Below are 25,609 nucleotides of genomic sequence, written 5' to 3' on the forward strand. Positions count from 1 at the left end.
AGAATACTTCAAAGTACCCTACTTATTTCAGCCCTCTAGCTTTTAGCATAGGCTCTATTTTTGGATCACTTCCTCTCCAAGCTTTGTACATTGATTCAAGCTCCATAGTATTTCCTCTAGACAATACCATATCTCTAAAGCGCTGCCCGTTTTCACGTGTCATCCCTCCATTCTCTTCAAACCAATTGTAAGCATCGTGGTGTAGCATTTCGGTCCAAGAATACGAATAGTAACCTGCAGCGTAACCTCCAGCAAAAACGTGTGCAAAATACGTTGAACGGTATCTAGGAGGCACAGCGTGAACTACATCCAATTTAGTTCTATTTAAAGCGTCTTTTTCAAATTTAGCAACATCTTCTATCTTTTTATCAGCTGTAATAGTATGCCACTGCATATCTAAATTAGAAGCTGCTAAGTTTTCTGTAAGACTATAGCCCTGATTAAAAGTGCCAGAATTTTTAATTTTATCAATTAGTTCCTGTGGAATCTTTTCTCCTGTTTTATAATGCACTGCATAGTTTTTCAAAATTTCTGGATATAAGGCCCAGTTTTCATTGAACTGTGATGGAAACTCAACAAAATCGCGAGCAACTGCTGTTCCTGAAAGTGAAGGATATTGTTGGGCTGCAAAAAACCCGTGAAGCGCGTGACCGAATTCGTGGAACATAGTCTCTACCTCATCGTAAGTTAATAGTGCAGGTTCATTTCCAGCTGGTTTTGGATAATTACATACATTATAAATTACTGGCTTTTTGTTGTATAGCTTAGATTGTGTTACAAAATTAGACATCCAAGCTCCTCCTCTTTTGCTAGGGCGAGCAAAATAATCTACATAAAACAGTCCTAGTTGGTCACCATTTTCTTCGAATAACTCATAAACCTTTACATCCTCGTGATACACAGGAATGTCGGTTCTTTCTTTATGTGTAATTCCATAAAGCTTGTTTGCAGCATAGAAAACACCGTTCTCCAACACGTTATACATTTCGAAATAAGGCTTAATCTGATTCTCGTCTAGGTCGTATTTTTCTTTACGAACCATTTCAGCATAATAATTCCAATCCCAAGGTTCTAAAGTGAAATCTCTACCTTTAGATTTAATCATTTTTTGAATTTCATCAGACTCAACTTGAGCTTTTGCAGTTGCAGCAGCTATTAACCCCTCAAAAAACTTATTAATTGTTGCTGGACTTTTTGCCATTGTTTTCTGAAGACTCCATTCAGCATAATTGTTAAACCCTAAAAGTTTTGCCTTTTGAGCGCGAACCTCAACTAATTCTTTAATTATATCGCTAGTGTTATTTGCTCCTTGATCTGCTCTGTGGAATGCAGCCTTAAATAATTTTTCACGTGTTGCTCTATTTTCCAAAGACGACAATAGTGGTTGTTGGGTAGTATTTAATAAAGCTACTGTCCAACCTTTTCCATCCTCATTTTCAATCGACTTAAGATAATCTTCATCTAATCCAGCCAACTCTTCTTTATTTGTAAATGTAACTGCACCTGCATTGTTAGCATCTAAAAGCACTTTACCAAACTTATTAGTAAGTGTTGCTATTTTTTCGTTATACTGCTTTAGTTTTTCCTTATCTTCCGACGAAAGATTTGCTCCTGCTATTTCAAAATTCTCATAGTATACTTCTAAAAGCTTTAACGACTCAGCATCTAAATTTAATGACTCTCTTTTATCGTATAAAGTTTTAAAACGTTGAAATAATTTATCGTTTAGATAAATCATATCGTTTTGCGCTGCAAATTTTGGAGCCATTTCTTCTTGAATAGCTTGTAAGGTTTCGTTAGTATGCGAACCTGTTAGCGCATAAAACACTTGTGAAGCTCTTTCTAACAATTCTCCACTTTTTTCCAGTGCCAGAACTGTATTTTCAAAAGTAGGTTCCTCTTCAGAATTTGCTATGGCCTGCACTGCATTTTGTTGCTCTTCGATACCCTTAAGCAACGCTGGCTTATAGTGATGGTCATTTAACTTTGAAAAATCTGGAGCACCATAAGGCAAGGTGCTTTCAGAAAATAATGGATTTTCTGTACTCATTTCATCCTCGCTTTTACTCTTATTCTCTTTCTCTTTAGAATTGTTACAACCTACCACTAGCAACGCTAGGGTAAGAAACGGAATAACTTTTTTCATTATGTTGATTTTTTAAAATATAACTGTAAAGATACGTAATAACCTTTCGCAACAAAATTGAAAACCCCTTCAGCAAAAGCTGAAGGGGTCTCCTTTTTTTGATTGGTTATTTTATAGTTTGAATTATTCTACTATCAATCGTTTAACAGTACTTACGTTGTCACCAACAATTTGAACAACATACACTCCTGTAGCAAGAGTCGAAATATCAACTGCTTTCTCCCCTTGCATAGCGCTTAGGTTTATCTCGCTAACCATTTTACCACTCACATCGAAAATTGTCATCGACTCAAGAGCAATATTGGTTTTATTAACAAGGTTTACCATTGTGCTAGCTGGGTTAGGATACAATGTAACTCCAGTTTCTAAAGAGTTTTCATTTGCACCAAGCACAGTTTCAACAGTAAGTTCGAAGCTACAAGTAGAAGAATTTCCATATTCATCTGTTGCAGTTAAAGTAATTGTATGTACTCCATCTGGCAAGGCAGCTCCAGGAGCTGGATCTTGCGAAGTAATAGTAACAGGGTCTGTACAATTATCCATTGCAGTAGCTTCTCCTGTTGCAAAGTAATCTGGAACGATATAATATAAGTTTCCAACACCAGGATCAACTGTTTGATCTGCAGGACAAGTAATTTCTGGTCCTAATAAATCAACAACATTCACTTCTGCTACACATGAAGCAACGTTTCCGCTTGCGTCACTTACAAATACAGTTACCATTACTGTAGTTCCTATATCTGCGCAAGTTACAGTTGTTACATCAGTTGCTATAGTATCTATTCCACAAGCTTCATCTATGTTTGAAAGTAAAGCATAAGGGTCTATTGTAGCCGTTCCATCTGCACCAAGAGCAACATCTATCATGTTACCAGTTGCAGAAGTCTCGTAAGTAATCTCGAAGTTATCAACTCCAGCACCCCATCCCCATGAGCCTTCATCGTCAAAAGTAAAACGAACTTGAAGATTGGCGTTGGCGTATGGCATAACATCTATACTACCAGAGTTTGTAGGATCGGTATCAACCTCAACAAAAAGAATTTGCTGCCAAGCTGTACCATCGTATACATCTACTGTAAGTGTACCATCACCTGCGAATTCTTGCAATGCATAGTCAAATGATACAGATGCTGTAACAGCTCCTGTAATATCGTATGCTGGAGAGATTAATGATGCCATGTTTACTTGACCACTACCTGCTGCATCGTCATTAAAGATTGCTGCGTTTGTAGGGAAATCTCCTCCTGTAGGCATATCACCAGATCCGAAAGCCCAATCTGCTGTACCACTAAGCACCTCAGTTGTCCATCCAGAAGGTATAGTTGAACCTTCAAATTCTTCCAATTCTGTGGTTACAGGTACAACACCACAGGTAATTACTGGTGCGATGTTATCAATAACATTAACTACAGCTATACAAGTTGCAGTATTTCCGCTAGAATCGGTTACAGTAACTTCTACCAAGTTCTCACCTAGGTCGGCACATGTAAAATCAAGACCGGAACCACCACCTGTTACATAATGAACTGTACCATTAAATACTCTTGGTGCAAAAATTGGCGTTGTAAAAGGCGTATTAGAGGCAGCCCCCAAAGACATAGACATATCAGCATTAGAGAAATTTTGATTACTTCCATCACCATTTGTATAATAATGACCATGAGTAGCATCTAATACCAATGCAATACCGTAAGTGGTATTTGCACTTAATGTGATAGGATTATCTAATACAGCATTAGATGGAGCATCTTGCCCTGCACCTGTTCCAGAACCAACTGCAGCAGCTGTTCCCCACGCGGCGGCATTGGCCTCATTACCAACATAAGTCCCTACTAGAGTATAAACATCCATGGTAAATGCGCCTGGGTCTGCGGTATTTATATCAATTTCTGTAATATCTAAATCGCTTGGACCAACTGTAATATCGAAATATACGGCACCACCCATAGATCCATTATTTCCAGAAGCAAATAGACTTGTTAAGGAACCTTGAGCTCCTCCACCAACACCTCCAGCGGTAATTGTGTATCCACAAGCCTCTGTAACACCTGTTACAAGATCACTAGGATCAATACTTGCTACACCATTAGCATCAAGATATACGTCTAATCCACCACCTGAAGCAGCTTGATAGTTTAGTAAGAAGTTGTCTACACCGGCACCCCAGTTCCATCCTGTTTCATCATCAAAAGTGAATTTAACTTGGAAGGCATTGTTTATATATGCCGTTACATCAATTGCACCAGTGTTTGTAGGGTCGATATCTGCATTATCAGCTAAGAAAACTTCTTGCCAAGCAGCTCCATCCCAAACTTCGGCACGCAATAAACCTAAACCTGCGAAATCTTGAAGTGCATAATCGAATGAAATATCTGCAGCGGTTGCCCCCGTTAAATCGTAAACTGGAGAAATAAGCTCTGCAATATTATCTTCACTTCCCGCTGCGTCATCATCAAAAATGGCAGCATTGGTTGGGAAATCACCCCCAGTTGGCATTTCACCTGAACCGAAAGTCCAATCTTGAGAACCTAGAATTATATTAGTTGTCCATCCAGCAGGAACAGAAGCCGATTCAAAATCTTCAGACTCTGAAAAGTTTCCAAACCCTCCAACACAGAAAACCTCAGGTGCAGTAGTATCTTGAACAGTAACGGTAGCTGTACAGGTTGATGAATTTCCTGAGTTATCAGTTACCGTTAGGGTTACCGTATTTTCTCCAATCATTGAACAATCGAAACTTGAAATATCTAGAGTATAAGAAGCAATTCCACAATTATCGGTAGAACCATTATCTATATCTGTACCAGTAATTGAGGCCATTCCAGTTACGGAATCAAGATCTATTGTGATGTCTTGACAAACCGCAACAGGAGCTTCGTCATCTATTACATTAACTTCAAATTGGCAAGTAACAGTATTTCCATCACTATCGGTTGCAGAATACTCAACTACAGTTACCCCTAAAGGGAAGTCACTTCCACTAGCAGGACCAGCAGTTTGAGTTGTAGGAATCGCACCATCTTCAGTATCAAACGCAATCGCATCACTGAAATTTACCGCTGCAGTACATACGCCAGCCTCAGTATAGGCTGTGATATCCGTAGGACAAGAAATAACAGGTGGATTACCAACTACGGTTCCAACATTTACAGTGTAATCTTCAACTTCTCCAAAAGAGAAAGTACCACAAGGTCCAGGATCTGATGCTCCCCATTTCAATTTAATTCTCATACGAGTATCCCCAAGTGAGGCAGAAGCAGGAACCGTTATATTGATAGTATGAGGTCCACTAGTTCCAATAGGACCAGCGATGTTATACGCCTCACCGGCATCGTCCAAAACACCGTTTTGATTCCAATCGATAAATGCATATAAGTAATCACCACCATCAGGATCTATGGTGATTGATAATTGCTCAGTTCCACCAGGGCTAAGACTTGCAACCATACTTGTAAAATCGCTATATCCTGGATGAACGGTAGTAGAATTATTAATGCCCGCAAAGGTAACATTTGTAATATTTTCCCATGTGGTACTGTTTCCTGCAGCAGCACAATATTGGGCATTGGCTTGCCACCCCAAGGAGGTAAGAAATAATGCCATTAAGGTTAAAAAGGTAATTTTTTTCATAAAACATAATTTAAGTTAATAGTTAAAATCACGTTAAATGTACAGTATTTTATATTAATTGACAAATTATTATTAAAAGCATAATTAAAATATTAAACAACCCGCAATTTTATTTATACTTTAGCCTGATTTTCTAACAAATTAGGCAACTATCTTCTTTACAGACACATACAAAATCAAGGGACTCAAACTGTGAAAATTGTATAGCATACCGACTAAAATCAAATTTGTATTAGCCTAGTGTGAATGTAGTTTGTTTAACAATTTATCATAGGCTCTAAAACAGTATATGATCCACATTTAATGTGCTCACTGATCTATATGAAGTAAATTGTAAAAACTAGAAGAATGGTCTATACTGTTCTACGCGGAAATCTATTGTAGTTTTTTGGGGGAAATCTGCTTTCATTTTTTTATAAGAAGCAAGACTACCAACAGCCCTATTTGCAGCTCCAGATGGAGCTATGAGAGAAACTGTTTTTATTTCCCTACCGCTATTTGGCAATTGAAAAGTATGTATTCTAGGTATTTTGTTTGAAATTACCTTAAGTGAAATATTGTACTCTTTTAATTTTCTTCTAAAGAAGTATTCTGGCCCATTTTTACTATTTCCCCCTGTAAAAAGCAAGGTGTTGACCTTTGGATTTTGCTGAAGTATGACTACCAAATCACGTAGCTCTACATCGCTCATTCCAATATCTGAAGCATCAACCTTTTCTCGTTTTGCTGAGGCTACCATATCACAAACACCAATTCCTCGATTTATAAGAAATCGTTCACGCTGTTCTATAGCCACAGCAGTGTTTTCGAATTTTAAATTTAAATTGAATATTTTGTCTAAAATAAGCCACAATTGTCCATCACGACTTCCGTAACAAAAATCTACGTCCCCTTCTTTTAATTCCCCAGTAGTGAACCGTGGTGGTGGTAGCGTACCCACAATCAACTTCGTTGCTGTTTCAGGAATAAATGGAGGATATGGATGTAAATGATGAAACAAATGCACTGTAGAGTTTAGATTACTACTTTCAATTTAGGAATTTTAAAATGCTACCTTATAAAAACTGGTTCATTCTCTTTTTCGGTGTATTCTTCGCTATAACCGTAACCATCGTAATCAAAAGCTTTTAAATCTTCTAGAGTTTTTACTTCTTTATCTATTGCGAAGCGAGCCATACTACCTCTAGCTTTTTTAGCAAAGAAGGATATTATTTTAAGCTTTCCATTTTTGAATTCTTTAAAAACCGGAGAAATCACTGGAACTTTTAATTTTTTTTGGTCTATGGCGTTAAAATATTCAACACTTGCAAGATTGATAAAAAGCTCATCATCTTGTAATTCTTTGTTTACGGTTTCAGTAAGCTTTTTTTTCCAAAACTCATACAGGTCTTTTTTTCTATTTAGAGAAAACTTTGTCCCCATCTCTAACCGATAAGGCTGCATTAAATCTAAAGGACGTAGAACTCCATACATTCCTGAAAGAATACGGAGGGAGTCTTGTAAAAGATCGAGTTTTTCTAGTGAAATAGAATAAGCGTCTAAGCCCGCATAAACATCGCCAGCGAAAGCATAAACTGCAGGACGAGCATTTTCTGTCGTGAAAGGAGTATTAAATTCTTTATATCGTTGGTAGTTTAGTTCAGCAAGCTTATCACTAATATTCATTAAATCAGCAATTGCCTTTTTGCTCTTTCTTTCAAGTTTATTATTAATCAGCGCTGCTTCTTCTAAAAATTGTGGTTGAGTGGCACGAAGGGTTGGGAGTTTAGATTCAAAATCCAGCGTTTTTGCAGGGGAAACTACTATTTTCATTTTCTTAGCTTTTGCTTCAAAAATAACGAAAAGAAACACAACTAAACAAAATGTTATCAGCTAGAAACTTCTATAATTAAATAGTTATCGATTAACAAAAGATACCAAGTAGGAGAACTACTCTATCCTTTTTCCTGTTGTTGTAAAACTTAGGCCTTGCGCGCCGCGTAGCGATGTCATTATCGCTTCAAATATTGGTTCTGGTGTTGTCATTTTAGAAGACCATTCAAAAATAAAGTTGGCCCCGCTACCCCCATAGTTATCGGCTTCATCAATTACAATTTCTACTGTTTCAAGTGGTTTTAAAAAAATCGGTTTTTTAAAATATTGTCTAATCAGTTCGCCATTGGTATTGTAATAATTGGCATTAGATATAAAAACAGTATCAGTTTCACTTACATTTCTCAAACTTATCATAGCGGTAAGATTCTGAGTTTTCTTTAATGAAATACTATAAATGTGAGAATAAACACTTAGATAAGTTTTTCCGTTGTGAAACGAGTCATTCTTCAGTAAAAATAATTCATTTTCAATATAATGATCTTCCCAATGATTTGGGCTAAAAGAGCTTATTTCAGTAGTTTCTTCACAAGCCGAAAAAAATCCAAACAGAATAATTAATATGAAGAATTGTTTAATGCTCAACTAGGTTTTCTTTAATTGTTACAACCATAAAATTACGATAATTTATTGGTTTCAAACTTAACTATGCGTATTTCGTTTACGCAGCTGAGAACTCTCGAATATTTAAGGCTTTAAACACTTTTTTAATTCCTTTTTTATTTTCTGAAAGCACGATAAGAACATCATCTGCATCAATTACAGTATTTCCATTAGGTGTAATATACTTATCTCCTCTTTTTATCAATGCGATAATAGCGGTTTTAGGGAATTCTATATCTACTATCTGCTTTCCAACTACTTTATTTCCATTAGCAATTCCAATTTCGCGCATTTCCGTTTTAGGATGTTCTTCTAAAAACTTCTCGGAAGGTGTTAGTATTTTTTGACTACTTGGAATACTTACATTCAACCATTTTGCCACTACCGATAGCGTAGTTCCTTGAATTAAAATTGATGTAAGTGAAATAAAAAACACTATATTAAACATCATATTTGCTTTGTCGATTCCGGCTAACAGTGGATAGGTAGCAAACACAATTGGCACAGCTCCACGTAATCCAACCCACGAAATATAAAATCGCCTACGCAATTTCATTTTAAATGGAATTAAGCTCAGAAAAACTGCAACTGGTCGCGCAACGAAAATCAGAAACAATGATATTACAAGTCCGATACCAATTACCGGGACAATTTGCGAAGGAAATACCAAAAGCCCTAAGGTCAAGAATAGTACTATTTGCATCAGCCAAGCTAGACCGTCGTACATTTTTAAAATAGTCTTTTTGTGTATTAAATATTGGTTTCCTAAAAACACAGCACATATATAAATAGCTAAAAAGCCATTTCCTCCCACAAAATCTGTTACCGAAAAAGTGATAAACATCAATGCTATTACCAACACTGGGTAAAGACCTTCAAAGTCTAGCTTTATTCTGTTTATAATAATCTTACTTAATTTCCCAAAGCCAAAACCTGCAATTGTTCCAAGAATCATCTGCTGTAAAAACAAAGGAATCATCGAAACCAAACCTTGGTCTTGATTCACCACTAAGCCTAAAAATGCAATTGTAAGCACATAAGCCATTGGGTCGTTACTTCCGCTCTCCATTTCAAGAGTAGGTCGTAAATTGGCGCGTAGCGCAAGGTTTTTAGATCTTAAAATTGAAAAAACTGCCGCTGCATCTGTAGAGGAAACTATACTCCCTAAAAGTAAGCTTTCGTATATTGTAAAGTCTGTGACGTAATAAACAAATGTTCCTAAACCAATAGCCGTTAAAAAAACCCCAATTGTAGAAAGAGCAAACCCTTCTTTCATAATGGGTTTTACAGCTTTCCAATCGGTATCAAGCCCCCCAGAAAATAGAATAAAATTCAGTGAAATAATTCCTATTAACTGCGCTATTTGAGGATTGTTAAAGCTAATTCCTATTCCATCTTCTCCTGCTAACATTCCAATTCCCAAGAAAAGTACCAAGGTTGGAACGCCAAATTTATACGAAGTTTTACCTGCTATAATACTTATAAAAAGTAGAATTGAGCCAACAAGCAGAATGTTTTCAATGGTTAGATTCAATAACTTTATCTTTTAAAATGTTAGGAAGATTGCAAAATACAAATTAAAATTTGTAAAATTATCTACTATCTAAATTTTTAATTCTCAACAAAAATAACAACAAGGTACTTCTCGAAATAATAAGATTCTAAAATCTGTTATCATTGGCAGTTCAAGGTTTTGTAAAATTTTAATCACCCAATAATAACTTCACTTGTGTATTCTACTAGCATATTCACAAATAACACTAATTTTGTAAGCGATGACTAAGAATAAAATTGAACTCCGCACCGTTAACGTTACGCGCTACATCACCCCGCTTCGGGAAGGCGGTTCGTTACCTGCATTGGCAGAAGCCGATGACGATTTTAAATACGTTTTAAAGTTTAGAGGCGCCGGACATGGTGTTAAGGCATTAATCTCAGAATTGTTAGGTGGCGAAATTGCAAGAACAATGGGGCTACGAGTACCTGAATTAGTATTTGCAAACCTAGATGAAGCTTTTGGACGTAGTGAAGGAGATGAAGAAATTCAAGATTTATTAAAAGGAAGTCAAGGGCTAAATTTAGCTTTACATTTTCTCTCAGGTGCCTTAACATTCGATCCTGTAGTTACGGAAGTTGAAGAGAAACTAGCTTCAAAAATAGTTTGGCTGGATGCTTTTATCACCAATATAGACCGTACGGTAAAAAACACCAATATGCTTATTTGGCATAAAGAGCTGTGGCTTATCGATCACGGAGCAACATTTTATTTTCACCATTCTTGGGGCGATTGGAAAAAAGCGGCACAAAGTCCGTTTCCATATATAAAAGACCATGTTTTATTACCTCAAGCTACTAAAGTTGAAGAAATAAACAGTGAAATGATTTCTCTTTTCCCAGATGACAAACTACTAGAAATCACTAATCTTATCCCTATAGATTGGCTAAATTGGGAAGGCACTGATATGAATCCAGAGGAAATTAGAAATGTATATTATCAATTTTTAGTACTGAGAAGAGACAATGCCAACAATTTTGTAAAACAAATTCAAGATGCCAGGAAAATACTTATATGAATATGCGGTAATACGTTTGGTACCCCGCGTTGAACGTGAGGAGTTCTTGAATGTAGGTATTATACTTTTCAGTAAAGGTGCAAAATACTTGAACTGCAAGTACCATATCGACACTAAAAAACTTAAAGCCTTTTCCTGCGAACTTGAAGCTGAAGAGATTGAAGATAACCTCCAAGCTTTTGAGAAAATTTGTTTGGGAGCAAAACAAGGCGGGCCAGTTGCACAATGGGAAACTTCCGACAGATTTCGGTGGCTTACCGCACAACGAAGTTCATCATTGCAAACCTCACGCCCTCACAATGGATTTAGCAATGACCTAGATGCTACCTTAGAGAGATTGTTTGAAGAGTTAGTTTTATAAGGTATAAGAATTTCACTATTATGTGAATGTAAACAATACTACAACACCTTGGTTGCTAAATACTTTTGCACTTCGTAGATATCAATACTCTTGTTGAATTTCTTACTTACCGTTGGCGTGTCTTCGCTTGAAATCCAAATTTTTAGTTCTGCATCCAAATCGAATGTACCAGCTGTCTCTAATGAAAAGCGAGATATATGTTTATAAGGCAAGCATTTAAATTCTGCTTTGCTTCCAGTTACACCTTGAACATCAATTAGAATTAATCGTTTATTTGTAAACATAAAGACATCACGAAAAAGCTTAAAACCAAGTTCTATAACTTCTCCTTCTATTAATAGTCGGCTGTATTTTTCGGTTAATTTTTCTGAAGAAACCTCACTTGCGTTACCAAGTATTTTATTGAATAGACTCATAAATTATAAGAGTAAAGGATTAGTTCTTAATTATTTCGCGGAAATAATTTCACCGTAATAACTTATAGTTCCTCTGTTGTTACTACTAATGGTAAGCGTAGCATACCCAGAATTACTCACTGAAATTGATATTGAGAAAGTATCGTTAGCGTCTTCAACTTTGGTTTGCACGTGATATCCTTTGTCGTTATTTTCTATTTTAAAATCCTGTGGCTTGCCATTAAAACGCATTCCTTTATCCTTACTCAAATTCATACCGCTATATGCACGTCCATAAAATGGCAAATGACTCTTTACCATTTTTGGAGAAAAAATAATAGCATAATCACTCCCAACTAAGTTTTTTGAAGTTCCCCCTGTAGGATAAGCCGTATTTGCTATAAATTCAAAATTTTTGGAGTTTAATAAAGCTTCTATACTATTCTGTTCGGCTGAAATAGAAAGTTTATTTTTTGAGATCTTATCTTGAGCTTGTACGCTTGCAAATCCAAAAGAAAAAAGTACTGCGAATATTAAAATATGTTTTTTCATGATATTTATTTTTTTGAGTGAAACAAAGAATACAACAATTATACCGCATTCGGATTTCAGACTACAATATAAGACGAATTAATTTACGCTTTTAAATCGATTTCTTTTAAGTTTTGAATTCTATTACGTTCAAGGAAATCGTCAATACTTTCAAAATGCTCGATTACTCGTTTGTCTTTAAATTCAAAAACCTTTTCAGAGAGACCTTGAAGAAAATCACGATCGTGGGAAACCAAAATTAAGGTACCATCAAACTGAAGCAGGGCTTCTTTTAAAACGTCTTTCGACTTTAAATCTAAGTGGTTTGTAGGCTCATCGAGAATTAAAACGTTTACGGGTTCCAGTAATAATTTCACCATTGCTAAACGTGTTTTTTCACCTCCAGAAAGCAGGCCTACTTTTTTATCGATATCATCACCGCTAAACATAAAGCGACCGAGAATATTTTTAAGTTGGGTTCTAATTTCACCTTTAGCAACCTCATCTACCGTTTGAAAAACAGTAAGTTCCTTATCTAAAAGTGCTGCTTGATTTTGAGCAAAATATCCAACCTTAGCGTTGTGACCTAAAGCACAAGTTCCCTCAAAATCTATTTCGCCCATTATGGCTTTAATCATTGTTGATTTTCCTTCACCATTTCTTCCAACAAAACTTACTTTCTGACCTCGAGAAATACTCATATTAGCATCTTGAAATACCACGTGGTCGCCATATTTTTTCGTAAGCCCTTCAACGATAACAGGATAATCCCCACTTCGTTGTGCAGGTGGAAAACGCAAAGCTAGGGCCGAATTATCGATATCGTCTATCTCTATAAATTCAAGCTTTTCCAGCATTCGTTCGCGAGAGTTTACTTGATTGGTTTTTGAATAAGTTCCTTTAAAACGTTCTATAAACTGTTTTGTTTCTGCTATAAATTTTTGTTGCTCCTCATATGCTTTTATTTGATGAGCACGTCTATCGGCACGTAATTGTAAATAGTGGCTGTAATTGGCCTTATAGTCATAAATACGTCCCATTGTTACCTCAATGGTTCTGTTTGTAATATTATCGATAAAGGTTTTGTCGTGGGATATTACAATTACCGCTTTTGCTTTATTCAGCAAGAAATCTTCTAACCAAATAACCGACTCAATATCTACGTGGTTTGTTGGCTCATCTAATAGAATTAAATCTGGCTTTTGAAGTAAGAGTTTTGCAAGTTCAATACGCATACGCCATCCACCACTAAACTCTGAAGTTTGTCGATGTAAATCACTTCTTTTAAATCCTAAACCACGAAGCGCTTTTTCAACCTCAGCTTCATAATTTATCTCTTCAAGCGCGTAATACTTTTCACCTAACTCTGCAACTTTAGTTATGATATTCATATACTCATCACTTTCGTAATCTGTTCGAGTTTCGAGTTCTTTATTAAGGCGGTCTATTTCATCACGCATCTCAAATATCTGAGTGAAAGCTTTAGACGCCTCTTCAAATACAGTGCAATTATCTTCCGTTAATAAATGCTGAGGTAAATACGCAATTACCGTATCCTTTGGAGCACGTACATTCCCTCGTGTAGGTTTTTGAACCCCTGCTATTATTTTCATCATAGTACTTTTACCAGCACCATTCTTACCCATTAGGGCTATTTTGTCGTTTTCGTTTACTACGAATGACACATCACTAAAAAGCGTGTCTCCACTAAACTCAACCGCCAAATTATCTATTGAAATCATATTCTGATAGGTGTTTAATAGAACGTTGAACTTAAATTAAAGACAAATATTTTATCGTCAAAATATTTGTTACACGTCCAATCGTCATATTTTTTTTTTTTAAAGGCTGCAAAACTATTAAAAGAAAGTGGATTATAAGTTATAACCCTAGTAAAGTAAATCGAGATAATGTGAGATGAATTTTCACCAAGTTAGATTTTTTAATTAAATAATTCAGAGTCTATGTTGTAGAAAAAATTAAAGACTTAATAATCTTTAAATCAAATATTTAAACCCACTTTTTATTGACTATAAATACTTGTTTATCAATAAATAAATTGATATGTTTGTCCTTCTATCAAAAAAATCCCCCGTTATGATTAGACTTAGTAATTTTAATGAATGCGATAGGATTACTTCTCAGTTAAGAAAATCCTTAATTTCTTATTATAAATTATATACCATCTTTCCGATATAATCACACCATTTGTGTGTTATATGAGATAATATTTTTAAGGTATTTGAAGCTTTAAGATAAATTTTACACCAAAAAGTTTAGGTGTATAAGACAACGATTCACATTAAAATTCAAAGGCTAAATTTTTTAGCGATTCATAAAATTAATATTAGTTTGTTTTTTTTAAATAGTTGGTTTGATGATGAAAAGGGCCAATGTCGATTAATTTGACAGGCCCTTTTTCAGTTCTATATGGCCCCTTATTTAGCTCTTTTCATAAGTTTAGGACCAACCCAAAGCCAAACTCCGGTAATAACAAATAAGAATAAAGAAAGTCCCATTAAGGTGTTATAAAAAACTTTAAATGCTCCGTTTTTTATATTCAACCAATCGTCAACTATTGAACCGTCGTGAATCTCTTCAATTAAGTCGGATATTCTTCTGTCTACACTTAAAACTTCGCCAGTAGTGGCATCTAGTTGTATTTCGTGATAACCTTCTTCAAATACGAACTTCATCATTCCCTTGTCCGGTCTAGCATCAATCCGGTCTAATTCTAAAGATAAGTTAGAATCAACATTTTCGTGAAGAGTTTTTGTCGCTATGCTATGCAATTTATCTAAAGGCATCCATTCTTCAATATTTGTGGAGATTCCTTTTTCCGATTTCGGAAGCATTATTCCGTAACTGTGCTTCTTCCATCCCAATAACAACCCCGTAACAGCCATTATCAAAAACAGCACTGCAAGAAAAATCCCCATCAAACGATGAATTTTCCTAGTAGATCGCAATATGGCAGCGTGTTTTTTTCTATTCATATTATAAAATACGTCTATGTTTCTTCATCAATAAAGAAACAGCAATTATTACCGATTAAAAGTGAGCAGTTAACGATAAAATAAAATTTCGTCCTGCCCCTGAAATTCCCGAACTATAAGAACGGTAACGTTGATCTGTAATGTTTTCAACCCCTCCACTTATATCAAATGTATGTGAAATTTTATAAAGGGCTTTATAATTTAATGTATACCAAGACGGGGCATAAGGATTGCCATTTTCATCTAAAGCGTATATTTCAGTTTTTCCTTTTTCTCCTTCAGGTAAGTCGTCAAAATCGCGTTTTCCTTGGTAGAACACGTTCAACTCCATTCTCAATTTATTCTTCTTGTAATTTAAGCGTGATACTCCAAAAAATGGTGAAGAATGACGTGCGGGACTAGTTTTCCCGTTATCTAATTCTTCTTCTCCTTTCTGAAAGTTTATATCTGTAGAAAATCCAAATCCTTTTGGTAGTTTTAATTCAACTCCCGCCTGAACTCCATAAACATGTGCAACTGCAGCATTTTGAATTGCTTGCACTTGACTTAGTTCTCCTTCATAAATTATACTATCACGGCCATTAAGTTTAAAATCTCTTCGAACTAATGCATTTTTAAGTGAAGTATAGTATGCAGTAACATCAAGTTTTACAAAATCGCCAAATACTTTAGCAATCCCTAAATCTGCATTATAAGCATATTCCGGTTTTAAGTTGGGATTAGGAATAACAACACTTCCAGGTTCCGAATCGAAAACTTTACCGATATCATCCACATTTGGAGCTCTAAATGCTGTACCCAAGTTTGTACTTAATACTAATGTTTTAGTTGGTCTGTAAACACCTCCTATACTCCCAGTAAGTGCACCTTTGCTGATACTTGCTTTTGAAAAAGGAAAAGAGTAAAAACTTGTATCAAAGTCTGAATCCAACAAAATATGATTGTAACGCGCTCCTGCACTTAAAGTAAATTCTTCAGAAACTTTATATTCATCTGTGAAGTAAACCGCTAACGATTGCCAAGTTGAAACGGGGTATCTTGAAGGAGCGGCCTCTGTAATACCTGTAGTAATATCTTTAGCTTTCCCTTTAGAATTCACATCGTCTAGAACGTATTCCACACCATAAAAGAAGGTGTTATTATCGCTGGTACTTTTTACAAAGTCTAAGTTTACAGAATATGCACTAACTTCTTCTTCTTGATTGCTACGAGAAGTTTTATTGAAGTTTCTACTTAGCCTGCTCTCTTCAAACCATTGATGCGCCAATCGTATGCTCATTCGGTCAAATACTGCATTGTTGGCGGTATGGTTAATATTTAAATTATTCATCATCCATATTTGTGGCCCGTAATCCCACTCGGCATATCTTGGCAATCTATCTTTTAAGCGGTTATGCCTGTCGTATCTGCCATATGGAGAAGTTTCTGAATAGTGAAATCCATACTGAAAATCCCATTTATCATTTGGTTTAAAGCGAATTTTCTGCATTAAATTGACTTGTGAATAAGCTGAAGGGATTTGGAGTAATTCGTCGTCTTGCTGAATGATAATGTCCGAATCCCCTTGTCGCTGAACATAGAAATCTTTTATATAATCGTTTGGACCGTGCCTCCCTTGACGAAGATGATCGTAATCCCAAGAAGTAAAACTTGTAATGAACGCCCAGTTTTTAAAACCTAAATTTACATCTAAATGTCCCGTTTTTTCATTATTTGCTGAAGAATATCTAGCACTTGCTTTCCCTGTGATATAAGGTTTATCAGTGAAGGTGAATTTTGGGGTTAATGTTTGAAAACTCATTACCCCACCAATAGCATCACTACCGTAAATTACAGAACCTGGACCGAATAACACTTCGGTATTTTCAATTGCAAAAGGGTTTAAACTTATAACATTTTGAAGGTTTCCAGAACGAAAAATTGCGGTATTCATTCGTACACCATCTATAGAATAAAGTAAACGACTAGTAGCAAAACCACGAATTATAGGGCTTCCTCCTCCCTGCTGACTCTTTTGCACAAAAACCTTTCCTGAAGTACTCAGTAAATCTGCAGCTGTTTGAGGGTTTTGAAGCGCAACTTCCTTGGCAGAAATAGAAATAATTTTGGAAGCTACATCATCACTACTTTGTCGCCAACGCGAGCCAGATATAACTACCTCATCTAAGTTGAAGTTTGATATTTCTAAATAAATTTCAAAATTTTCAGACTCTAATTCTGCGTAGCTTTTAGTTATAGATTTATATCCTAGTGTTCGAATCTCTATCTTTTCAATATTTTTAAAAGCTGAAATATCAGCTTGTCCTTTGGCATTTGTAGTGGTATATAAATTCATTTTTACATTTGAAAGAGTAACCAATTCAATAGGCTCATTAGATTCTTCTTCCTTAATAGTTATTGTTTGACCAAAGCCATTAATCGCACAACCTATTAATAAAATTAAAGGGAAAATATATCTCATAGTTATAATCTTGAAGTAAAAACTTATTTCAGATGTTTAAATACTTTAAATTAAAATTTGCGCTAGTTATCTCCTTTGAAAACCTTCCAAAGCTTTTTCGCTCCTATTACAATAAGTAAGCAAATAAAGCCAATAATTAAGCCAACAATAAATTCACCTACAAAAGAAGGTAATGTTGGTAGGAAACTGTGAAAGTAATCTACATTATGAACAAAAATCCCTCCAGCAACCAATAATAAAGCAATAGTTCCAATTACACTTAAACTTTTAATTATAATTGGTAATGCCTGTACTAAGAATAGCCCTAACGATTTTTTAAAGCTTTTTCCTTCCTTGCTGCTTTTTATAAGCTTAAACCCTACTTCATCCATACGCACTATAAGTGCAACAATACCATAAACACCTACAGTAGCCAATAAAGCAATAATACTTACAACTATTATCTGTGTAGCAAGGGGCTGAGTAAGAACAGTTCCTAATGCAATAATCACTATTTCTAGCGAAAGAATAAAATCGGTTATAATGGCAGATTTCACACGCTCATTTTCGTAAGCTAATATTTCAGCTTCACTCATCTCTACGTCCACTTTCTCTTCTTTGGAATGAGCGTGAGGAAAAATGAATTCATATATTTTTTCTGCTCCTTCATAAGCTAGATATAGCCCTCCGAGTAGCAAAATAATTGTAACAGCAATCGGTATAAAAGCACTTAATAAGAATGCAATTGGAAGAATAATTAACTTGTTAATAAAAGAACCTTTAGTAATAGCCCACAAAACTGGAATTTCTCTGGAAGAAGCAAAACCTGAAGCTTTCTCAGCATTCACAGCTAGGTCGTCACCTAATATGCCTGCTGTTTTTTTTGCAGCAACTTTACTCATCACTGCCACATCATCAAGTAAAACTGCTATATCATCAAGTATTGCGAAGATTCCTGAAGCCATAAAATTTTCTTTTAAATTTTAGCAAAAATAGGCAAGTTGACTTTAAACTTCTTATAATTATTGCCCAATTTACTTTATATCTAGCTATATCAGTAAAATCAACTTATCTCATGGCTGCAAGACATCAAGTACGTAAATAAATTTTTCTTTTTGTATGAAAATAAAAACCCGATTTACTTTCTAAATTGAAAGCAAATCGGGTCTATTAAACAATAACTACTAAAAGACTAATAACGTGTTATCGCTCCAAATCCGTTAAACTTTGATAATTCCCCTTTGGGAAGGAAAACCACATCCCCGCCGAAGTCCATATTGGCTTCAATCATTTCGTCATAAATATCGTCAATCACTCCCTTATCGTTTCTCTTCTCCTCCGAAACATATACTATTTCATCATCCTTCAAAACTGCAGGTTGGAACAAACCTTGTTCGATAAATAGTGTTTGAATTTTCCCTTCAGAAATTGCTCGCCAAATTTCATTCGTATCACTCAAAAATTTATTCTGCCCAACTGCCTTCTTCAAATCTTCCTTTCTCGCATTATTTTTTTGAACGATATATTCTTTTACAACTTCCCAACTTTCTTCAACTATAGTGTGGGCAGGCTCGTTAATCATATTCTTATTAAGATACACCTCAAAAATACTAGTCTTATTATCGGCAATCTTTAGGTATTCATTATGGTTTTCTTCTAGCCCACAAATTAGAACTGGTAGTGGGTTTTCTTTTCGTACCTCATTCACCAATTTATCCGCTTGGTTAAAGTATTCAGCAATCAAACTTGTTTGTTTGGAAGCTATTGCAGCGGCAGCCCTATTTTTTGAGAAGAACTGGGTATTTTCATAAGGGAATGGATTTCCTACCTCCTGAATAACTTTGTCATTCATCACTTCAAGAAGTCTAGTTTTCTCCTGACTTAAAACCAAGATATAGTAATGAGTTTCTAAGTGCATAGCCCTAATTAAATCACGAGTAGCAAAAGTGTCGTCTATTATTACGCGATCTTCAACTTTTATCGGTAAACGAGTAAACTCAGCACTATCATCATTTACAAACAGCAACAGACTTTCTAAATTCTTGCTATGGTCGATAGACGAAGCTAGGTTGTTTAGTTTCTCTATCAAACCTGTAGCATTTCGCTTTGTAGTGTCTGCCATTAACCTATCTTCAGCTTCTTTTATAAGATTTTTTAAACGTAATCCATCATTTAAATAATCTGGTTTTGTTCTATGCGTAGTTGCAATAATTGTGATACAATTTTCAGAACGAATGTCTTTTAGTTTTTTCAATGTTATGTTCATATTATATATTTTTTAAGTTAATACTATTTCAAATCACAAAAATTCAGCTTTAAATTTCGTGTAGTTTTTATAAGAATCTAATTAAAACTCATAAATACTAACATAATCAATATAAACGTAAGAAACTATGACATAAGTCATTAACACAACATTAACGAAGTGTTGATTTTAAAATTAAAAGAAGTAAAAAATTAGTTTTTATTCTTTTAGTGAAGGAAATTTAGCTGGGGTTAAGAGTAGAATAATTAAAGTAACTAATCCCGCAACTACCATACTTAGATAAACATTATTAGTAGCATAAAAGAATGATTCTCTTAAATAAAGACTTACTTCTGAAACAGAAGTATGAGTTTGTAACACCTCAACCATTTTATTTACTCCTGGCAGTTTTCCTTGTAAAACCTCTGGAGCGTTTTGCAACTTATCGGATATTGTAGCGTTAAAGACAGCCGCAAATACAGCTGCCCCTATACTCTGCCCAAAATAACGCGAAAATATATTAGTACCCGTTACAACTCCCCTTTGCCCCCATACCACAGTAGACTGCACTCCAACCAAAAGTGGGGTAGTAATTAATCCAAAACCTGCCCCTAATGTCATTTGAATTGCAACTAAGCTCCACACTGGCCCTGGAAAAGGAATTAGCAGGAAACTTGCAGCACCTATTATAACTATTATAATTCCACAAAGAGCAGTGTTTCTGAATCCTACGCGCAGATAAAGCTTTCCTGATAAGGACGAAGACAATGGCCAAGTAATACTCATACTTGCCAAAATAAACCCAGCCGCCATAGCACCTACCCCGGAAACTGATTGCGCAAAAACAGGTAAATACATACTTGGCCCCATTGTAGCAATCCCCATTCCTATGGTTGCCAAATTAGCCCTTAGGATAACTTTCTTTTTCCATACCCATGCTGGTAAAATTGGTTCTACTGCTCTTCGTTCTATTCGTATTGTTATGTATATCAATAAAACTGCAAGGAATAAAATTCCCAAAGTATTAAGGGATAACCAAGGCCAAGACTGACCGCCTTGTAGTAAACCAAACATAATAACCGTTCCTGTTACTAACATCGCCAAGGCACCTGCCCAATCTATTTTGTGGAGGTTGTTAGGTTTTTTCTCGTGAAGATAAATGATTATTAATGCTATTGCCCCAGCGCCGATAGGGAGGTTAATTAGAAATATCCATCGCCACGATGCATAATCTGCCAAAGCTCCACCCACTGCAGGTCCCATTATTGCAGAAACACCCCAAACACTAGACAACCAACCTTGAATTTTAGCGCGTTCTTGAATAGTATAAATATCTCCTGCTATGGTATTTACAGTAGCCATTATTGCCCCAGCTCCAACAGCTTGTAACCCTCTAAAAAAAATTAATGAATGCATATTCCAAGCGGCAGCACAGGCAGCAGAACCGAGAAGAAATATTAAAATTCCCAAAATGAGTATTGGTTTCCGTCCATAGATATCTGCTAACTTTCCATAAATGGGAATAGTAACCGTTTGAACAAGTAAATAGATTGAAAACAACCAGCTAAAAAGTGAAAAGCCACCAAGATCACCAACTATTTGAGGAATGGCTGTAGCCACAATAGTATTATCCATTGCAGCTAGCATCATAGTAATCATGAGTGCAAATAACACCCAATTTCTACGCATTTCTTTTACTGGTTTGTCGTGCATTTTCCTATTTCACTTTTGCGCAAAGATAGCCCTTCAAATACTTCTGTATATTTTGAAATTGAATAAAAGTTCTATTAATAGTAAAGCAGTGACAACTAGATTTTCTTTGAAGAAATAATAAGAAATAACGAATCTTCAAAAAGATAAAAATCGCCTAAATACTATAAATAGAAACAATTAAGTTTAATGAAGACTTCTGGTTAACTCCTACTCAGCTTTATCAACGTTATTGAGAAAGTTTAAAATTTTCTTATTAACTACTTCAGCTTGGTCCACCGATACAAAGTGGCCTGCATTTGGAACGACTTCGGCGTGACTGCTTGATATATTTCTTTCTACAACACCAAGAGTTTTTTTGCCGTTAATTACATCATCATCACCAATCAATACAAGTGTAGGCATCTTTAAGGTTTGTAAACTTTTATTTGGAAATGGCGTCATTTGCATCATAAACTTAGGAAGAGTATCATTTTTTACTCCAATTCTATATTGTTTTAAATAATTCGTATTTATTGCGTTTACGTTGCTTGACATCGTTTCAAGCTCTCTTTCTAACTTCTTTTCATCAGAAGAAAGTGCATTGATTATATTTTTAATTAAATCGGTACTAGGCGGAATCCACATAAAAGTTTGTGCAGGACTTAACAAAACAAGGCTTTTAATATCTCTTTTACTTTTCGTTGCCAAATCAACGGCAAACCAACCTCCTCTTGAAGCGCCAATAAGATGAAAAGAATCTAATTTTAGCGCCCATAAAACCTCTTGATACCACTCAGTAATTTCATCTATATTATTAAAATCGGCTGTTTTATAAGATTTTCCTGGCTCAGACAATAGATCGATTGCGAATATTCTATAATCTTTCACCAAAGCTTTAGCATTGGGATACCACATAGTAGAACTAGCATTCATTCCGTGTAGCAAAACAACTGGAGTTGCTTTTCTATTTCCGCTTACTACCACATGCGCTATACCGTGAGAGGTAGTTATATAAAGCTCTTCATAATCAACACCCCATTGCTTCATAGTTTCATCGTAAGCCTCAAAATATGCTTTGTGTTTTTTACTTGGCTTTGAAATGTAGTCAGGCTTTTTAGAAAACTCGGCGTACTCGTTTTTACAAGCAGTAAATAATGCTAGAGTAAGAAAGATCAACAGAAATTTAAAGTTTTTCATTCACATATTATTTGGCGGTAAAAGTAGTAAAGAACTTTAGTGTTGATGGTTAATCTTTTTATAATAAACATTAGAAATAAAAAAGCCCACAAATCATATTATAAGACTTGTGGGCTTCAGTAAAAATTAAAAGTTTACTTATTTAGCTATTGTCATTTCATCAATAAGGTGAGTTGCACCAGCTAATTTGTCTATAATAAATAGTACATAACGTATATCTACATTAATAGTTCGTTGTAATTGGTCGTCAAAAATAACATCTCCAGCCATTGCCTCAATATTACCGTCAAATGCAAGACCAATTAACTCACCTTTTCCGTTAAGAACAGGAGAACCAGAATTACCACCTGTAATATCATTATCAGTTAAGAAGTTTACTGGAAGGTATCCATCCTTATCTGCATACTGACCAAAATCTCTCTTTTCATAAAGGTCGATTAGCTCCTTAGGCATATCAAACTCATCATCACCAGGCTGATACTTAGCTACTGTTCCTTTTAAAGTAGTATAGTAGTTTTTGTTAGCGTCGTTACGCTTATCTTCTGGCAATGAAATAACTTTCCCGTACGTTAAACGCAAAGTACTGTTCGCATCTGGGTAGTATTTCTCATCAGGATTTTGATCTCTCATTCCCTGAACCATCAATCTAAATGCACGGTCGAAATCGTGACCTAATTGAGTTTCTTCTTCCGACTTGAAACGGTAACGCTTTAACAAATCAACAGAAAGTTGGTATAGTGGATCATTTTTAAGAACCTCAGCATCTGGGTTAGCCATGAAGCCTTGCAGCTTTTCTTTAGATTCAAAAACACTGTTTTGTAGTGCATTGTTTAAATACTCCTTCCACCCATCTTCGGTTTTATTAGCTTCTGTAGCAATGTCAGCTATCATCGGAGCGATGTTTGTAGCTTTAGTAGAGTATAGTTTAAACTGAGCAGCCAACACATCTCTTTCTAATGGAAGGTAAAGTCCGTCGTAAAGATTATTAATTTCTGCTTCCAATTTTGGCTTTAACTCTGCTCTTTTTGCATCATTTTGCTCGATGTAATATTCAATAGCAGTTCCTAAACGGTAAGGAAGTGTAGCCATTCTTGTTCTTAACAATAAGCCTAAGTAATTATTATGACTACTTGCTTCATTTGTTTTTGCGTAGTAATCATTTATAGTTGGAATTACATTAGCATATTTTTTATTAGCTTTTTTAGAAGCCCATTTCTGAAATTTCGCTTCAGTTTCACGCTTAGTTTCAGCAGTTTTGTGATGTTTTAAAGCATCAATCATCCCTTGACGGTTTTTCCAATAGTTAGCAATAGACGCATAGCTAGATGCATAGTCTAATTTTACTTGCTGATCGCGGTCCATATAGTCCTTCATTACATCCATAGATGTTTTTGAAGCCTCAACCCAAGCAGGGTAAGCATATTCTACGTTTTGCTCAATACCACCCGCAGGCATCCAACGGTTTGTACGACCTGGGTATCCAAGAATCATAGCAAAGTCGTTTTCTTCAAATCCTTTGATACTTGTAGTTAGGTGATGTTTTGGCTTTAAAGGAACATTATCTTCAGAATACTCTGCTGGGTTACCATCTTTATCCGCATAAACTCTAAAAAGAGAGAAGTCTCCTGTGTGTCTTGGCCATTCCCAGTTATCGGTGTCTCCACCAAACTTTCCTATACTAGCAGGAGGTGTTCCAACTAAACGAACATCGTTATAATCTTGGTAAACGAAGTAGTAAAATTCATTTCCTTCATAAAATGATTTAACAGAAACGGTATATTTTCCACCTTCGTTATTTTCTTGTTCGATTAATGCAATTTCTTTATTGATTGCTGCTTCGCGTTCAAGTTCGGTCATTTTATCGTTAACCTTACTTAAAATACGTTTAGAAACATCGTCCATTCTTACAAAGAAACGAACAGAAAGACTCTTAGGCTTTAATTCCTCTTTGTGGTTTGCTGCCCAATATCCATTTGTTAAATAATCGTTTTCAGCAGTAGATAGCTCAGCAATTTGGCTATACCCACAGTGGTGGTTAGTCAACACAAGACCTTTATCAGAAATTATTTCAGCAGTACAACCACGGTTAAATTGAACAATAGCATCTTTTATACTAGAGTTGTTTATACTGTATATTTCTTCAGGTGTAAGTTGAAGCCCCATTTTTTGCATATCACGGTAATTCAACCGTTCAATGTGCATTAAGAACCACATACCTTCATTTGCTTGTACCGGCAAAACGAAGATTGCGATAAATAAAGAAAGAATTAATTTTTTCATTAGTGAATGTAATTATTGATTAAATATGAATTGAAAATGATCTTGTTATCACACAAAATTTTCAGCTTGTAAATATAGTAGATTAACCATTTTAACTGCGGAAATCCCTTTGAAAAGAGTTGCAATCATTAAAATTTAACTTTTTATTAGGAATGGCCAAGTTGAAAATAAGACCCCTTCCGTCTTTTGGTAAAACACCAAAAGACACCTTCCCCTAGAAGAAACTTAGAATATTTCATTAAAAATATATAGAAGGGGAAGGAGCTGTTTATATAAAAAATTATTATTCGTGTATGAAAGTATGAGTAAAACTCCCCAAACTGAAAGGAATAGCTGCCCAATGGGCGGGGTGGGAAACATTAAAAAAAAATAAAAACAATCTAGTCTCCACCCCTTCCGTCTTTTGGCAAAATACCAAAAGACACCTTCACCTAGAAGAAACTTAGAAATTTTCATTAAAAATATATAGAAGGGGAAGGAACTGTTTATATAAAAAATTATTATTCGTGTATAAAAGTATGAGTAAAACTCCCCAATCTGAAAGGAATAGCTGCCCAATGGGCGGGGTGGGAAACATTAAAAAAAAATAAAAACAATCTAGTCTCCACCCCTTCCGTCTTTTGGCAAAATACCAAAAGACACCTTCAC

Annotated in this window: 18 protein-coding genes; 2 read left to right on the forward strand and 16 right to left on the reverse strand. The window is 35.4% G+C overall.

Features of this window, described 5'->3' with window-relative positions:
* Positions 1-22 precede the first annotated feature (22 nt).
* The 6 genes from FHP04_RS11895 to FHP04_RS11920 all read right to left on the reverse strand — a co-directional run bounded on the left by FHP04_RS11895 (position 23) and on the right by FHP04_RS11920 (position 9,785).
* The gene (locus FHP04_RS11895) at positions 23-2,146 is read right to left on the reverse strand and encodes a M3 family metallopeptidase (RefSeq protein ID WP_139856355.1); all 2,124 of its coding nucleotides are present in this window, start codon (positions 2,144-2,146) and stop codon (positions 23-25) included.
* A 123-nt stretch (positions 2,147-2,269) separates the two neighbouring features.
* On the reverse strand, positions 2,270-5,776 hold the full coding sequence (locus FHP04_RS11900) for an HYR domain-containing protein (protein ID WP_139856356.1): 3,507 nt from the start codon (positions 5,774-5,776) through the stop codon (positions 2,270-2,272).
* 340 nt (positions 5,777-6,116) lie between these two features.
* Positions 6,117-6,776, reverse strand: a complete 660-nt coding sequence (locus tag FHP04_RS11905) for a uracil-DNA glycosylase family protein (protein ID WP_139856357.1) — start codon at positions 6,774-6,776, stop codon at positions 6,117-6,119.
* Between the two features lie 50 nt (positions 6,777-6,826).
* Complete coding sequence (yaaA, locus tag FHP04_RS11910) at positions 6,827-7,588, reverse strand: peroxide stress protein YaaA (RefSeq protein WP_139856358.1); 762 nt, start codon at positions 7,586-7,588, stop codon at positions 6,827-6,829.
* A 117-nt stretch (positions 7,589-7,705) separates the two neighbouring features.
* Entirely contained in the window at positions 7,706-8,233 is a 528-nt protein-coding gene (locus tag FHP04_RS11915) for a DUF3124 domain-containing protein (RefSeq protein ID WP_317129567.1), read from the reverse strand.
* Between the two features lie 76 nt (positions 8,234-8,309).
* Positions 8,310-9,785: a potassium/proton antiporter gene (locus tag FHP04_RS11920; protein ID WP_139856359.1), complete on the reverse strand. Its 1,476-nt coding sequence runs from the start codon at positions 9,783-9,785 to the stop codon at positions 8,310-8,312.
* Positions 9,786-10,026: 241 nt separating this feature from the next.
* Between FHP04_RS11920 and FHP04_RS11925 the strand changes: the two genes are divergently transcribed.
* Both FHP04_RS11925 and FHP04_RS11930 read left to right on the forward strand, forming a co-directional pair.
* Positions 10,027-10,824 (forward strand): HipA family kinase, encoded by a 798-nt coding sequence (locus tag FHP04_RS11925; RefSeq protein WP_139856360.1) that lies wholly within the window; start codon positions 10,027-10,029, stop codon positions 10,822-10,824.
* Positions 10,802-11,185 (forward strand): DUF3037 domain-containing protein, encoded by a 384-nt coding sequence (locus FHP04_RS11930; protein ID WP_139856361.1) that lies wholly within the window; start codon positions 10,802-10,804, stop codon positions 11,183-11,185. Before FHP04_RS11925 ends, FHP04_RS11930 begins: the two co-directional genes overlap by 23 nt.
* A gap of 38 nt (positions 11,186-11,223) precedes the next feature.
* Here FHP04_RS11930 and FHP04_RS11935 read toward each other — a convergent pair whose 3' ends face one another.
* The 10 genes from FHP04_RS11935 to FHP04_RS11980 all read right to left on the reverse strand — a co-directional run bounded on the left by FHP04_RS11935 (position 11,224) and on the right by FHP04_RS11980 (position 24,961).
* Positions 11,224-11,601 carry a PH domain-containing protein gene (locus tag FHP04_RS11935; protein WP_139856362.1) on the reverse strand — a complete coding sequence of 126 codons (378 nt, stop codon included), beginning with the start codon at positions 11,599-11,601 and terminating at the stop codon, positions 11,224-11,226.
* A gap of 30 nt (positions 11,602-11,631) precedes the next feature.
* Positions 11,632-12,132, reverse strand: coding sequence for a DUF4251 domain-containing protein (locus tag FHP04_RS11940; protein WP_139856363.1), 501 nt, complete (start codon positions 12,130-12,132; stop codon positions 11,632-11,634).
* Positions 12,133-12,215: 83 nt separating this feature from the next.
* Positions 12,216-13,853: an ABC-F family ATP-binding cassette domain-containing protein gene (locus tag FHP04_RS11945; RefSeq protein WP_139856364.1), complete on the reverse strand. Its 1,638-nt coding sequence runs from the start codon at positions 13,851-13,853 to the stop codon at positions 12,216-12,218.
* 696 nt (positions 13,854-14,549) lie between these two features.
* A complete protein-coding gene (locus FHP04_RS11950; RefSeq protein ID WP_139856365.1) occupies positions 14,550-15,107 on the reverse strand; it encodes a PepSY-associated TM helix domain-containing protein in 558 nt (185 codons plus the stop codon).
* Between the two features lie 55 nt (positions 15,108-15,162).
* Positions 15,163-17,568 carry a TonB-dependent receptor gene (locus FHP04_RS11955; RefSeq protein WP_139856366.1) on the reverse strand — a complete coding sequence of 802 codons (2,406 nt, stop codon included), beginning with the start codon at positions 17,566-17,568 and terminating at the stop codon, positions 15,163-15,165.
* Positions 17,569-17,630: 62 nt separating this feature from the next.
* The gene (locus FHP04_RS11960) at positions 17,631-18,512 is read right to left on the reverse strand and encodes a DUF808 domain-containing protein (protein ID WP_139856367.1); all 882 of its coding nucleotides are present in this window, start codon (positions 18,510-18,512) and stop codon (positions 17,631-17,633) included.
* A 227-nt stretch (positions 18,513-18,739) separates the two neighbouring features.
* Positions 18,740-19,813, reverse strand: a complete 1,074-nt coding sequence (locus tag FHP04_RS11965; RefSeq protein ID WP_158319141.1) for an AOC03_06830 family ribosome hibernation factor — start codon at positions 19,811-19,813, stop codon at positions 18,740-18,742.
* A 198-nt stretch (positions 19,814-20,011) separates the two neighbouring features.
* Complete coding sequence (locus FHP04_RS11970) at positions 20,012-21,505, reverse strand: MFS transporter (RefSeq protein WP_139856368.1); 1,494 nt, start codon at positions 21,503-21,505, stop codon at positions 20,012-20,014.
* A gap of 207 nt (positions 21,506-21,712) precedes the next feature.
* The gene (locus tag FHP04_RS11975; RefSeq protein ID WP_139856369.1) at positions 21,713-22,681 is read right to left on the reverse strand and encodes an alpha/beta fold hydrolase; all 969 of its coding nucleotides are present in this window, start codon (positions 22,679-22,681) and stop codon (positions 21,713-21,715) included.
* Between the two features lie 138 nt (positions 22,682-22,819).
* Positions 22,820-24,961 (reverse strand): S46 family peptidase, encoded by a 2,142-nt coding sequence (locus FHP04_RS11980; RefSeq protein ID WP_139856370.1) that lies wholly within the window; start codon positions 24,959-24,961, stop codon positions 22,820-22,822.
* Between the last annotated feature and the right edge of the window lie 648 nt (positions 24,962-25,609).

This window comes from Aequorivita sinensis (assembly GCF_006346335.1).
Lineage (GTDB): Bacteria > Bacteroidota > Bacteroidia > Flavobacteriales > Flavobacteriaceae > Aequorivita > Aequorivita sinensis.